The organism is Phaeodactylibacter xiamenensis (genome assembly GCF_000759025.1).
Lineage (GTDB): Bacteria > Bacteroidota > Bacteroidia > Chitinophagales > Saprospiraceae > Phaeodactylibacter > Phaeodactylibacter xiamenensis.
Genome location: NZ_JPOS01000083.1, coordinates 1 through 14610 on the forward strand (window position 1 = coordinate 1; position 14610 = coordinate 14610).

The 14610-nt window shown below is 51.9% G+C and carries 10 protein-coding genes; all 10 read left to right on the forward strand.

The window, feature by feature from the left end; genetic code table 11:
- A partial coding sequence (locus tag IX84_RS31420; protein ID WP_052516327.1) for a plastocyanin/azurin family copper-binding protein occupies positions 1-5778 on the forward strand: 5778 nt, incomplete at its 5' end.
- 11 nt (positions 5779-5789) lie between these two features.
- Positions 5790-7073 (forward strand): efflux RND transporter periplasmic adaptor subunit, encoded by a 1284-nt coding sequence (locus tag IX84_RS22940; protein WP_052516328.1) that lies wholly within the window; start codon positions 5790-5792, stop codon positions 7071-7073.
- A gap of 90 nt (positions 7074-7163) precedes the next feature.
- The gene (locus IX84_RS22945) at positions 7164-7940 is read left to right on the forward strand and encodes a c-type cytochrome domain-containing protein (RefSeq protein WP_052516329.1); all 777 of its coding nucleotides are present in this window, start codon (positions 7164-7166) and stop codon (positions 7938-7940) included.
- A 6-nt stretch (positions 7941-7946) separates the two neighbouring features.
- Entirely contained in the window at positions 7947-8318 is a 372-nt protein-coding gene (locus IX84_RS22950) for a hypothetical protein (protein ID WP_044226387.1), read from the forward strand.
- 13 nt (positions 8319-8331) lie between these two features.
- The gene (locus IX84_RS22955; protein WP_044226390.1) at positions 8332-8742 is read left to right on the forward strand and encodes an OB-fold protein; all 411 of its coding nucleotides are present in this window, start codon (positions 8332-8334) and stop codon (positions 8740-8742) included.
- A 47-nt stretch (positions 8743-8789) separates the two neighbouring features.
- Positions 8790-9344 (forward strand): YceI family protein, encoded by a 555-nt coding sequence (locus IX84_RS22960; RefSeq protein WP_044226392.1) that lies wholly within the window; start codon positions 8790-8792, stop codon positions 9342-9344.
- 130 nt (positions 9345-9474) lie between these two features.
- Positions 9475-10368 (forward strand): DUF5777 family beta-barrel protein, encoded by an 894-nt coding sequence (locus IX84_RS22965; protein ID WP_044226394.1) that lies wholly within the window; start codon positions 9475-9477, stop codon positions 10366-10368.
- Positions 10369-10405: 37 nt separating this feature from the next.
- Positions 10406-10957, forward strand: coding sequence for a YceI family protein (locus IX84_RS22970; RefSeq protein ID WP_044226395.1), 552 nt, complete (start codon positions 10406-10408; stop codon positions 10955-10957).
- Positions 10958-10960: 3 nt separating this feature from the next.
- Positions 10961-13843 (forward strand): sensor histidine kinase, encoded by a 2883-nt coding sequence (locus IX84_RS22975; protein WP_044226396.1) that lies wholly within the window; start codon positions 10961-10963, stop codon positions 13841-13843.
- A complete protein-coding gene (locus IX84_RS22980) occupies positions 13831-14589 on the forward strand; it encodes a LytR/AlgR family response regulator transcription factor (RefSeq protein ID WP_044226398.1) in 759 nt (252 codons plus the stop codon). The genes IX84_RS22975 and IX84_RS22980 overlap by 13 nt, the downstream gene beginning before the upstream one ends.
- Positions 14590-14610 lie beyond the last annotated feature (21 nt).

Below are 14610 nucleotides of genomic sequence, written 5' to 3' on the forward strand. Positions count from 1 at the left end.
CAGGTGCAGGCGAACCTGAGCTTCAGTGCCAGCGGCACGGGCGTGGACGGCTACGAAGTGCTGGTGGACGGGGCCCTGGCGGGCACCTTTTCTTACGATGGCAGCGGTCAGAACAGTGCCTCCGTACCGGTCCCGGGCGACGGCGGCACGCACACGATAACGGTGCGGGATGCAGCGGACAACAGCTGCAGCGCCTCCGCCACCTTAACCACGCCGGACTGCAATGCGCCGTCCTGCCAGCTGAGCGTTTCGGCGGAAGAGACAGGCGGTTGTTCGGGCGGCAATGTGACAGCCACCCTGAGCGTATCAGACGCAGGGGGCAGCGCTCTGGGCTTTGAGGTGCAGGTAGACGGCGCCAGCGCAGGCACGTTCAGCTACAGCGGCACGGGCACGACCACCGTACAAATACCGATAGCCGGGGACGGGCAGCCGCACGATATTCAGGTTACGGATTTGGAAGACGGCGCCTGCGCGGCCACCGCCAGCCTGACGACGACCGACTGCACTATCCCCTGTGCTATAACCAACCTGACGGCCAGCACCGGCGGCAGCGCTGTGCACACGGTCAACGTGGAAGACTTTGCCTTCAGCCCGCAGAGCATCACTATTGCTGCGGGTGACATCGTGGAATGGGTGTGGACTGGCTCTGTTGCCCATACAGCGACCTCAGATGCCACGTCCGGCCCGGACAGCTGGGACAGCGGGCTGCTTGGGCAGGGCGCCGTGTACCAGTCGCCGGCACTGAGCGCCGGTGTGCATCCGTATTACTGCATCCCGCACGGTGGCCCCGGCGGGCAGGGCATGGCGGGGACCATCACCGTGCAGGCCGATTGCACGAACGGTCAGGTGCAGGCGAACCTGAGCTTCAGCGCCAGCGGCACGGGCGTGGACGGCTACGAGGTGCTGGTGGACGGCGTTTTAGCGGGCACCTTCGCCTACGATGGTGGCGGGCAGAACAGCGCTTCCGTACCGGTGCCAGGGGACGGCGGCACGCATACCATTACCGTGCGCGATGTAGCAGACAACAGTTGTAGCGCCTCCGCCACATTAACCACGCCGGACTGCAATGCGCCAACCTGCCAGCTGAGCCTCTCGGCGGAAGAGACGGGCGGCTGTAACAATTGGGATATCACCGCCACGCTGACGGTATCAGACGCAGGCGGCAGCGCCCTGGGCTTTGAAGTGCAGGTAGACGGCGCCAGCGCAGGCACGTTCAGCTACAGCGGTCCGGGCACGACTGCGGTACAAATACCGATAGCCGGGGACGGGCAGCCGCACGATATCCAGGTTACGGACCTGGAAGATGGCGCCTGCACGGCCACCGCCAGCCTGACGACCACAGACTGCACTATCCCCTGTGAAATCAATGATTTAATACTCAATACTTCTGGCAACCCAGTAGTGCACACTGTTGAAGTGCAAGACTTTGAGTTTACTCCTCAGCAGGTGACCGTTGCTCCCGGTGATACCATTCGCTTCCTGTGGACAGGGGCTATTCCGCATACCACGACCTCAGATGCCACATCCGGCCCGGACAGATGGGACAGCGGATTATTGGGGCAGGGGGCTGTTTATGACGTTGTGCTGGAGACTTTAGGTGAGCACCCTTATTATTGCATCCCCCACGGGGCACCGGGAGGCATTGGAATGGCAGGTAACATTACCGTAGAGCCGCCTTGCAATAATGGACAGATCAATCTGCTGGCGACTTTCAGTATCATGGGAGGGGGTGATGTTTACAATGTTTTGCTGGACGACACAGCGCTTCCGGCAGGTCCATTCCCATACGAACCGGGCTCATTACAGTCCGTACAGGTGTCTGTCCCAGGTGATGGCCAGGAGCATACCTTACTCGTTCAGGATGCACAATCCGCAGGATGTGGGGCGACCTACACTTTTGTCGCTCCTGATTGTAATACCACTGAACCGTGCGGGCTTTCCCTCTCAGCTGAGATAGCCGGAGATTGCGATGGCAGTAATCAAGTGCCGGTAGACCTCACCATCGCGCATACCGGAACTACGGGAAATAGTTTTCAATTACTGGTTGGTGGTATTACTCATCCTGACAGCCCGTTCAGCTATGCACAAGGGGGCGTCACACAGCTGTCTATCCTGCTTGCAGGTAATGGTATGATGCGTAATTTTGAGGTGGTGGATTCGGACAGCCTGGACTGTTCGGCAACCACTACTTTGGAGGTGCCCCAATGTGGCGCAATTTGTGAAATACAGCAACTGTCCGTCAATAGCAGCGGCGCAGCCAATCATCAGATTTTGGTTGAAGATTTTGAATTTCAGCCTGCTGCTCTTACTGCAGCGCCCGGAGATACGATTACGTTCGTCTGGACTGGCAGCATTCCTCACACCACCACCTCGGATGCCACAAGTGGCCCGGATAGCTGGGACAGCGGATTGCTGGGACAAGGGGCAGTTTATCAGCTGGTTTTGAATGAAGAAGGAAGTTATCCCTACTACTGTATTCCGCACGGAGGACCGGGAGGAATCGGTATGGCTGGAACCATTCATATTGAGGATCCTTGCAACGCTGGTCAAGCCACCGTTGGGGTCAGTTTTGAAACTACGAACGGCAGTGCGATGGGCTACCAGGTATTTGTAGACGGGAATTTGGTAGCCGGCCCGATTGCCTATGATGATCCTACGGGGTTCAATACGACCTCAATTACTATACCTGGTGACAGCTTGTTGCATACCCTAACTGTTCAGGACCTGGAGGTCGGCTTTTGCGCTGCGAGTACCACTTTTACTGCCCCGCTTTGTGAGGTGCCCTGTGCAATTTTGAATTTAGAGGCCAACGTTGGTGCAGGCATTGCCCATATCATTGAAGTTAGAGACTTTGATTTCTTTCCGGCACTTACTTCCGTAAGGGTAGGAGAGACCATACGGTTTAACTGGACGGGGGCAATCCCCCATACGGCTACTTCTGATGCCAGCAACGGGCCGGATAGTTGGGACAGCGGATTGCTTGAGCAAGGGGACTCCTTTGAAGTCAATATTCAGGAGCCGGGCGAACATCCTTATTATTGTATTCCGCACGGCGGACCGGGAGGGATTGGCATGGCAGGTATGATTGTTGTGGATCCGGATTGCATGGAAGACAGCGTTCAGGTTGCCGTAATGTTTAAAGTCACCAATGGTAGTGTCCAAGGCTACAACCTGTATATTGACGGTCAATTAAATGAAGGGGCTCCCTTTTCCTACGCTAACCCGATGGGAACCAACATGGTATTTGTCAACCTTCCGGGAGACGGTCAGCAGCATTTTATCACTGTGCAGGATTTGGAGATTGGGTTCTGCGCAGCAACCACATCCGTCTTGGTACCGGACTGCAGTGCGCCTTGCAGCGTAGATAGCCTGAGCGTCGAATTCCCAAGCCCGGCTCTACATGAGGTGCTGGTGGAGGACTTTGAGTTTTTGCCTGCTCAGTTAGATGTGTTTATTGGAGATACTGTTCGGTTTATCTGGACGGGGAGCATACCGCATACCGCCACTTCAGATGCCACAAGTGGGCCTGACAGCTGGGATAGTGGCTTGCTGGGACAGGGGGCTATCTTTGATGTGGTCCTGAATGAGCCCGGCAGTCATCCTTACTATTGCATACCGCACGGAGGCCCCGGCGGCATTGGTATGGCTGGTGTGATCAACGCATCTCCACCGTGTCAGGGGGATAGTATCTTAACCACGATATACTTTTCCGATACCAACTCGGAGGGCCCCTTTGAGGTGAGCTTGGATGGCGTGTTATGGGCTACAGTTAACGGTACGGGCAGTGCTGTTTATCTGCCTGGCGATGGGGAATCCCATGAACTTATTATCAGGGATGTCAACGCAGTGGAGTGTGCTGATACATTGACTTTCGTTACCCCAATATGTGGGACAGATGATCCTGTATTTTGTGATCTCAGCCTCGCGCTTGATCCAAGCAGTGGATGTGAAAATGGAATGGTTAACTATACTCTTGGTCTTTCTGGTATGCATACCGGTGGTACCGGGTACGACCTTTTTGTAGATGGCGTGCTCCAAACCGGATCGCCATTTAGCTACAGCGACCTGCCGGCAACACTTACTTTAGAGGGTGATGGGCTGTCCCATCAGATCATTATTGCAGATGTGGATAGTATTGCTTGTGCCGATACCTTGTCTGTAGTGACACCGGATTGCAGTCAGGACTGCCTGTTGAGCTTCGATAGCCTGGCTGTAGACCCTGTGGTCATTCATGTAGTGGAGGTACGGGATTTTGATTTCCTGCCAGCTAATCTGGAAGTAGCCGTTGGAGATGTGGTCCGTTTTGTATGGACGGGTGCTATTCCTCATACCGCTACAAGCGATGCCACTGCCGGTCCGGATAGCTGGAACTCAGGCCTGTTGGGAGAAGGTGCTGTTTTCGATGTCACCATCACCACTGCCGGGTCGCACCCCTATTATTGCGTACCGCACGGTGGGCCAGGTGGCATTGGTATGGCTGGATTGATCACCGCTGTGGAGCCTTGTGCTGATGGCATGCTTAATGCAGAGATTTTCTTTCAGGCTGTCAATACAGGATCTGCAGGTTTTGAAGTCCTGATTGATGGTGTGTTGACAAATGGTAGTCCCTATGCTTTCGAGGTAGGTGCTGCTCAATCGGTCGTTATTCCTATCTCTGCTGATGGCCAGGTTCACGAGGTACAGGTGCGTGATGCACTCGAGGTAGACTGTCAGTTCACCACAGAAGTGGAAATGCCGGATTGTTCGGATCCTTGTTTGGGTTATTCTGCTGGTTTTAGCGCCGCACCAACCAACAACAGCCTTGAGGTAGCCTTTACCGACGAGACGGAGCTCAATGTCACTTCCTGGTCCTGGTCATTTGGGGACGGAACAACTAGTACCGCGCCAAACCCGGTGCATGTTTTTCCAACAGCAGGCACTTATACGGTTTGCCTGACGGTAATGGACAACAGTACCGGTTGCCTGGACATGCACTGTTCGGAGATTGAAGTAAGCAGCACGCTTTGCAACATTGATTTCGCCTTGTTTTCCGATGGGTTGTCTGTTACATTGGTGGATGCCACGCAAAGTACTGCACCGGTGCAGGACTGGTCCTGGAACCTTGGCAACGGGACTACTATTTCCGGTCAGGACAGTATCACCTACACTTACGATAACCTGGGAACCTACACTATTTGCCTTGAAGTGTTAGCCGATGGGTGTAGTGGTGAACTATGCCAGGAAATTGACCTTACGGACCCCTGCCTGTTGTTTGCCCCTGGCTTTACCTACACGGTTAATCCGGAGGATCCATTATCGGTGCAGTTTGTTGACCTGACATCAGGGATGCCCAACCAATGGCTCTGGGGCTTTGGCGATGGCATGACTTCGCATCAGCAAAATCCGGTACACACCTATTCCTCTTCAGGTACTTATAATATCTGCTTACTGGTGCAGGATACGATAACGGGCTGCAATAAAGCCTTGTGTGAAAGTGTTTTCGTGGGGACTACCGGGATTGCAGCCACCGAACAGGTCAATTACAAAGTTACGATTGCACCCAATCCGGCACCTATGGGGCAGCCTAACTGGACGGTAGCGGGTATACACCCTGCTGATTATCAACAAGACCTTCAGCTTTTTATTTATGACCTTCAGGGCCGGTTGCTAACAGAGGGACAGGTAAAAGGAAAACCGGATTTGGCTGTGGAAGCGCCTTTGTCGGCTTCTGCCGGCATGTATATCGTTGAGTTGCGGTCCAGCCGCAGAGTCTATCAGGGCAGGGTTATCCTCCAATAAAATAAGAAACAATGACCAGCAATCTGAAGTTAGGCATCGCCGCCGGTTTTTTGATCGCATGGGGCCTGGGGTATTACCTGGGGCAGGGGAATACGCCTGTTGCTGCCCCTCATCCTATGCAGTCTTTCGTGAATTGTGCGGCAGAAGCCACTGATATTTACACGTGTAGCATGCACCTTTCTTTGGAACAGCCCGAACCGGGTCAGTGCCCGGCTTGCGGCATGAAGCTAATAAAGAAAAGGCTCCTGCCGCAGTTCAATCCCGATTTAGTCGCCTTGTCGGATGCAGAACTGCTGCTATCTGGTGTGGAAACTCAGATTGTAGGCGATCCGAAGTCTTCCCGTGGCGGCATCCCGGTATCCGGTCGCCTGAAAATACCCCCGGGCCAAATCCGCAGGCAGGCCGCAGGGCTACCTGGCCGGATAGAGGCCTTATACATTACCGCTGAAGGGGATTATGTAAAAAAAGGCGAGCCCGTGGCTTCCATTTATTCCAAAGACCTGATCGCGGTAGTCGAGGCTTTTGTGCACAATACCAACTCTGAATCCATTCTGCGGGCGGCAAAGAACAACCTCAAAAGCTGGAACCTGGACCTCGAAGTCCTGCAACAGTTTGATGTAGCTTCCGGGCAGTACCGTCATCCGGTGACGATCAGCGCAGACTATGAAGGGTATGTCCTGGAGCATTTCACCCATACCGGAGATTACACTGCTAATGCCCACATGGGAGCACCAACTACTTTGTACACCATTGCCAGTTTGGATAAGCTGTGGGCTGTCCTCGAAGTGTACGAAACTCAATTGTCATCGATAAGGCTGGGCAGTCAGGTTCAATTGACAACAGAGGCTTTTCCTGGCGAACGCTTTGAGGGCAGGATATCCTTTATCAGCCCGGTCGTTGATCCGGACAGCCGGACTGTAGAGGTGCGGGTGGAATTGCCCAACCCCGGCCACCGCCTGAAGCCGGATATGCTGGTGGAAGGCACGGTTGAATCGGGTGCAAGCTCTGATCATTCTTCAGTTTTGCTGCCGCGATCGGCAATCCTGTGGACCGGAAAGCGGTCCGTAGTCTATGTTAGAGATTCGGCATTTAATCAACCGGTATTCCGGCCACGAACGGTCGTTTTAGGGCCTTCCCATGGAGATGTCTACACTATTGAAGAAGGGCTTGCCTCCGGAGAGGAGATCGCTGTGAACGGTGTATTTGCCATAGATGCTGCTGCACAGCTCAGAGGCGGAAGGAGTATGATGAGCCCCGGCAGTGTAGCGGAGGAACCCGTTGCCGCACAACATTGACCGGGTTCAGCATCGGTTTTTTCCGGTTCGGCGGAAAATAGTTGCCGCTGCCCTCGATATAGGCTTACCTTTGGACTAGAAATTTAACCGATGATACTAAAGCACAACAATTGGATAATCATTTTGGCAGGCGCGGTATTTTTTGCCCTCAGCCTCAACAGCTGTAAGCATGACCCGGTATTGGGCGATGATCCGATTACGCCGGTAGATACCACTGATATCTCCAACCCGATCGACTCTACAGACAATCCGGTGGATACTTCGGGGACGCCTTGCGACCCGGAAGTGGTATACTTTGAATTGGATGTATTGCCCATCCTGCGTTCAAATTGTGCCTTCGGTGGTTGTCATGATGATAACAGTGCACAGGATGGTGTAATCCTGACCTCCTATACATCAGTGATCAATACAGCTGATGTCGAGGCCTTTGATTTGGATGGCAGCGATTTATACGAAGTGATTACTGATGATGACCCCGATAAACGCATGCCGCCTCCACCCAATAATCCGCTGACGAGCCAGCAGATCAACCTAATCAGTAAGTGGATATTGCAGGGCGCGAAAAACGAAACCTGTAATCCCGGAGCCGGTGGTTGCGATACGACTGCTGTCAGCTTTGCCGCACAGGTTTTACCGGTGATTAACACCAACTGCTTCGGTTGCCACAATGATGATGTGCCAAACGCTGGTATTTCTCTGAGCAGCTACGAAAAAATCAAAGCTGTCGCGGAACAAGGCTTGCTGGTTGGGGTCATCAGCTGGGCTCCCGGTTACGATCCCATGCCGCTGGGCGCACAGTCCCCGCTGCCGCAATGTACGATTGATCAAATTGAATCCTGGGTAGCAGCAGGCGCACCTAACAATTAATGTACGATGAAAAACTGTCTGATCGCCCTTGCCGCAATAATGTCCTTGTTGGCGGTTTTGCCGGGCTGCTATTATGATGTGGAGGAGGAGTTGTACCCCAATACCGGTTGCGACACCCTGGATGTTGGCTATGCCACTACCATCGCTCCGATTATTGAGGATAACTGCCTGAACTGCCATAGCGCAGCCGCAAATTTCGGGAATGTCACACTGGAAGGGCACAATAACCTTAAAACTTATGCAGACAACGGGCAACTACTGGGCGTCATTCGTCACGAAAGTGGCTTTCCGGCTATGCCGCAGGGCGCTCCTCAGCTTGTTGATTGTACCATCGAAAAAATTGAAAAGTGGGTGAACGATGGCGCCCCGGATAACTAAAAACTCAATTGCTATGAAATATTTGAAATACCTACTACTGCTGGCGGTCATTGGTGCTGCCGTTGGGTTTTATCAATACAATAAGCCTCACCAAAACATGGAAAAAGCCGATGCGGACGTTACCATGACCGCAACAGAGCTTTTCCAGGCTTTTGAAAAGGACGAGCTGTCTGCCAATGAAACCTATCTGGACAAGGTGGTGGAAGTCAAAGGAGAGGTGCAACAGGTCTCCAACAACGATGAAGGCGGTATCAGCCTGACCCTGAATAGCGGCAACGATATGTTCGGAGTCATTTGCCAGCTCGATGAACTGACGGAGCACCAGAAAACGACGTTTGAGCCCGGCGAAGAAGTCACGGTCAAAGGCATCTGCACAGGCATGCTGATGGACGTAGTCTTAGTGCGCTGCGTGGTGAAGGGGTAATCCTCTTCCGAACTGATAATTTTTGAACAACCATAAACCATACTACCATGAAAAAGATCACAATCGTTGTAGCTTGCCTGTTGATGGCAGGCACAGCAATGCAAGCTCAGAAATACTTTACCCGCGATGGCAACGTTGCTTTCTTTTCCAGCACACCTATCGAGAACATTGAGGCGCACAACAGTAAAGCCACAAGCGTACTCGACGCCGAAAGCGGGCGCATGGAATTTGCCATTCTTATCAAAGCCTTTCAGTTTGAAAAAGCCCTGATGCAGGAGCACTTCAATGAAAACTACATGGAAAGCAGTACTTATCCCAAGGCGACCTTTAAGGGTGCCGTGAAAGACTGGTCGAAGGTCAACCTGTCTAAAGACGGGGAGTACCCGGTCACCGTAGCGGGAGATATGACCATCCACGGTGTTACCCAAACGGTGGAAGCCCCTGGCGTAATAACAGTTAAAGGCGATGCTATCTCCGCTGCTTCCGAGTTCCCGATCGCTGTAGCTGATTACGACATTGAAATTCCAGCGGTGGTCAGAGACAATATAGCTAAGGAAGTAAAAGTCACGGTCGCTATTGATTATCAGCCACTGTCCCGCTAAGCAGCGCATTTTGGGGACTGGATTCACCACATGCATCTGCCTCAGGGCTATGAGAACTAATATTTAATCTCTTCGTAGAAGCCGGGCTGCTTCCCCCCGGATTGCCCGGCTTCCTTTATCTTGCCGGATTATGTCTAAACTTTCACTGTTTTTATTGTTGTTCACGCTTGGCTCAGGGGCAGTGCTCTATGCTCAGGAAGACGACCTGCTCGCCTTACTGGGGGAAGAAGAAGAAACCATAGAATATGCTAATGCCAGTTTCAAAACCAACCGGGTGATCAATTTGCATTCCCTGGAAAGTACTTCTGCTGGTGTACTGGACATTAAGATCAGCCACCGCTTTGGTACCCTTAACCGGGGCGCGTATGAGCTTTTTGGGCTGGACAACGCCTCTATCCGTATCGGGGGAGATTACGGCATAACCGACCAACTGACCGTAGGCCTGGGACGGAGCAGCTATCAGAAGACCTTTGACGGTTTTGTGAAGTACAAGTTTCTCCGGCAAAGCAAGGGAAAAAAAGTGATGCCCGTCACGGCGGCCTTTTTGGCTACAACCGCCATTCAGTCCATGAAATGGCAGAACCCCGACCGGGAGAATTACTTCAGCTCCAGGATGTACTACACCTTTCAGTTGATTTTAGGGCGTAAATTCAGTGAGAATTTTTCCCTGCAGGTTTCGCCAACCGTGGTGCACCGGAATCTGGTCAAAACAGCGGCAGAGGCGCATGATGTATACGCTATTGCTGCTGCCGGCCGAATTAAACTTACGAAACGGGTCGCCCTGAATGCAGAATACACCTACGTGCTGCCTGATCAATTGCTGCCGGGCTTCCGGAATGCACTTTCTGTAGGGTTTGATATTGAAACCGGCGGGCATGTTTTCCAGCTTCACTTTACCAATTCCACCTCCATGATTGAGCCTGGCCTGGTGACCCAAACCGTTGAAACCTGGGGTAATGGCGGTATTCACTTTGGCTTTAATGTTTCCCGGGTCTTTACGGTTGTCCGCCCGAAAATTCAATAAATTTGGAGCTGTTCGTCTTTTACTGAAATGAAAGCACATGAACTTTACCTGGATAATAGCATTGATAGGCCTCACCTTCGGGCAGCTTTCCGATACAAAGCTATACGAAGTGGATAAGGGCTCGGTGTACTTCCGGTCTGACGCTCCCCTGGAGCTTATCGAAGCATCTTCCACGGAATTAAAGGGGCTGATCAACGCGGAGGAGCGCACCTTTGCCTTTTCAGTGCCTATGTCTTCCTTCGAGGGATTTAACAGCCCGCTGCAGCGGGTGCACTTCAATGAGAATTACATGGAAAGCAAGCAGTACCCCAATGCCACGTTCTCCGGTAAGATCATCGAAAACATTGACTTCACAAAAGATGGGCTTTATACGGTAAGAGCCAAAGGACAGCTCAATGTACATGGCATAAAGCGGGAACGGATCATCCGCAGTGAGCTACAGGTGGAAGAGGGGCAAATCGAAGTCCGCGCCGACTTTACCGTCCTGCTGGCAGAGCATGACATTAGCATCCCTAAGATCGTTCACCAGAAAATTGCCGAAGAGATTGCAGTGGAAATCCGAGCGGTCTTCCTCCCCAAGACGCCTTGATGTATGTATAAAATCAGCCTGATATTCACCTTGCTCACTACTGCCGCTTTCCTGAAAGCGCAGGTGCCTTCATTCGAGCTGCAGCCTATGCCCGAGCAATATCAGGAAGTGAAGCCAACTGTCCTTTTCCAGGCTGGTAACCGATATATCTGGGTAGGAACGGAGCAAGGGCTTTTCCGCTTTGACGGGCTGGATTATCAGCCTTTTTTAATGCCGGATTCTATTTGCAACAACAAAGTAACTGCAATAGGTGAGATTGGCGATCGCCTTTGGGTGGGGTATGAGGACGGTTGCGTATTCTTTCAGGATAAGGTAGCGTTTCAGCTGTGGCAGATTGAAGAAGGCTTGCCAAATGCACCAATAACCGGGTTCGGACAAGGGGCAAACGGGTTGATTTGGGTAGCAACCTACGGCGAAGGGCTATACTACCACAACGGCAGGCACCTGTACAATATCAATACAGACGATGGCTTGCCGGGAGATGATATTTACACCATTCATGTGGACCCTGAAGGTGATGCGTGGGTAGGGACTGATGGGGGGCTGAGCCGTTGTAAGGTTAGAGCGGAGCAGAAACAAATTACCACCATCGGCAAAGCAGAGGGCATGCCTGACGAAATTGTCCGTGCGGTTATTCCCGCCGGGCAGACCGGACTGTTCTGGGTAGGTACGCATAGCGGAGGTCTGGCATTATGCAACGCTGCCAAGGGCGAAGTAAGCGTCCCTTTCGAATATTGGCCTTATGCACCAATCAATGCTATGGTTAGTTACCAAAATCAGGAATTATGGATTGGCACGGATGGGGACGGATTGTTGCGTTACACTTTCAGGGACAGCCTGTTAACGTCCTTACAAAATCCATCATTCGGAAATGGGCGCATTCTAGACTTATTGAAAGATGCAGAAGGAAACCTTTGGAACATTCAGCAGTTTCGCGGCATTTCGAAAGCCAACCGGAAATTCGAGCAGGTGCTGCAAAAGCTACCCGACATTCAGGCTGTCCTGGAATCCAGGGATGGGGGCCTCTGGGTGGGGTGTCAGTCGGGGTTGTTCCGCTATGACTTTAGCGCGCATCAATTTGAAAAAATTCTGCCCGAAAATACGCTCAGCCTGTACGAAAGCCCCGCTGGGCAGCTTTACGCCGGCACCTTTGGGCAGGGATTGTATATATTAACTTCAGATACGAGGCACCCTCTTCATCTGACTGCAAAAGACGGCTTATCCAACGGCAGTATTTTGGATATCACGGGTAGCGGGTCCACTATTTGGCTGGCAACCCTGGGCGGGGTCAATAGTTTTCAGGAAGCCCCATTCGGTGAGCGCCCTGTCATCACCCCCAGGTTTGATGAGCAGTCTGCACTGGGGACCAATTTCACCTATACCGTTTTTCCGGACAGTCATGGTCGGATTTGGTTTGGGACGGATGGGGAAGGCCTGAGTGTGCTTGAAGATGGAAAGCTTCATAACTATAACACTATTGACAGCATCGACATTCAGGCTGTTTACTCCATTACCGAAGATAAGCAGGGGCATATTTGGTTCAGTACAGCCCGGGAAGGAGTCTTTGAATACGATGGCGTTCGCTTTCGCCACCTGACCCTTAGGGAAGGGATACGCGACCTGGCTATCACAAGCTTGATCACGGCACCGGATGGCAATATCGTAATCGTTCATCCTTCAGGGGTGGACTTACTGGACCCTCTTACCCGGCATATCATTTACTACGACGAAGGAATCGGGGTAAAGGGGCTGGAGCCCAACCTTAATGCAGTAGCCGCTGGTAGTGGAAGATCGGTATGGCTGGGGATGGAAAACAGGGTGCTCAGGTATACCGCATTGGAAGAGCCCCTCAGTATTCACCCCCAAACGCTGATTACTAATGTTTCTGTCTTTTTGGAGCCTGTGGATTATCCATTGGTTTCCACCTTCAATCACAATCAAAATAACCTCGTTTTTGAATTCACCGGACTATGGTATACCGACCCCAAAGCCGTGAGATACCGTTACAAGCTGGATGGTTTTGACCTGGACTGGATTTCCACCCGCGATCAGCAAGCGATTTACTCTAACCTGCCTCCTGGTGCCTACACCTTTAAAGTGGTTTCCACTGAAAATGATACTTACAGCGACGAGCCGGTAGTGGCTTATGCGTTTACAATCCATCCTCCTTACTGGCAGAGATGGTGGTTCATTCTCCTCGCACTTGCTGGCTTATTCCTGTTGCTGGTTAGCTGGATCAGGCAACGGGACCGGCGGCAGCAGCGGATAGCCCGTCTGGAAAAGGAAAAAGTACAGAGTCAGTTTGAGGCACTGAAAAGTCAGATTAACCCTCATTTCCTGTTCAATAGTTTCAATACGCTGGCGGCCATCATTGAGGAGAGCCCCGGGGAAGCGGTCCAGTATGTGGATAAGCTATCAGATTTTTACCGCAGCATTCTGCAGTACAGGGAGCAGGCGGTGATCAATCTGTCAGAAGAGCTGAGCCTGGTCAGAGATTATGGGTATCTGCTCAAATATCGCTACGGAGAGAATCTGGAAGTAGAATATAAGGTACCCGATGCCGACCGGTACGCGGTGGTGCCTTTTGCGTTGCAGCTGTTGGTGGAGAATGCGGTCAAGCACAATGTGATTTCCTCAACACGCAAGCTTAGGATACTAATTGAAATAAGCAGCAATAAAATTATAGTGGCTAATAATGTACAACCAAAGTTCACGAAGGAATCGTCCACCTCATTTGGGCTGGAAAGCCTGCGGCAGCGATATGAAATGCTGGGTGCGCCCCCATTGGAGGTAGTTTCTGATGATCATCTCTTCAGGATGGAGCTGCCTTTGCTGGATGCCACTACAGATTTGCAAAAAAATGGATTTTCTACATGGATGTTTTAATTATTGAGGATGAACAGGCTGCTGCCCGGCGGCTGGAAAAACAAATTTTGGCGATCCGTTCAGAGGCTCATATCCTGGCAAAGCTGGATAGCATAGAAAGCGCCCTGGACTGGTTTTCGGCACACCCAATGCCGGATTTGGTGCTCCTGGATATACACCTGGCTGACGGTGCGAGCTTCGAGATTTTCAATCACACTCAAATCACTTGTCCAATCATTTTTACCACTGCGTATGACCAATATGCTATTCAGGCGTTCCGGGTAAATGCGGTGGACTACCTGTTGAAACCCATAAAGCCGGAAGAACTGGCCGGTGCACTTGAAAAGGTCCGTAATCGTAATACTTCCATGGCGCAGCCTCTGGATTACCAAAAACTTTCCAAAGCCCTGCGTGTGGATACCTATAGCCGCCGCTTTCTGGTCAAAATCGGGCAATCGATCAAAATCATTGATGTGGCGGAGGCAGCTTACTTTTATACAGAAGACAAGATCACCTTCGTAAATACCAAAGACTGCAAACGCTATCCGGTAGATTACTCCCTGGAAAAGCTGGATGAATTGCTGGACCCCCGCCTTTTTTTCCGGATCAACCGGCAGATTATTGTCGGGCTGGACGCGATCAAAGAGATGTATACCTACTCAAAGTCAAGGGTGAAAATTGAACTGGAACCACCTTCCGATTTTGAGGTTATTGTGAGTACGGAACGCTCTCCGCACTTCAAAAAGTGGCTGGTTGGGGAGGAGTGATCCCATTCGGGATGATTTTTT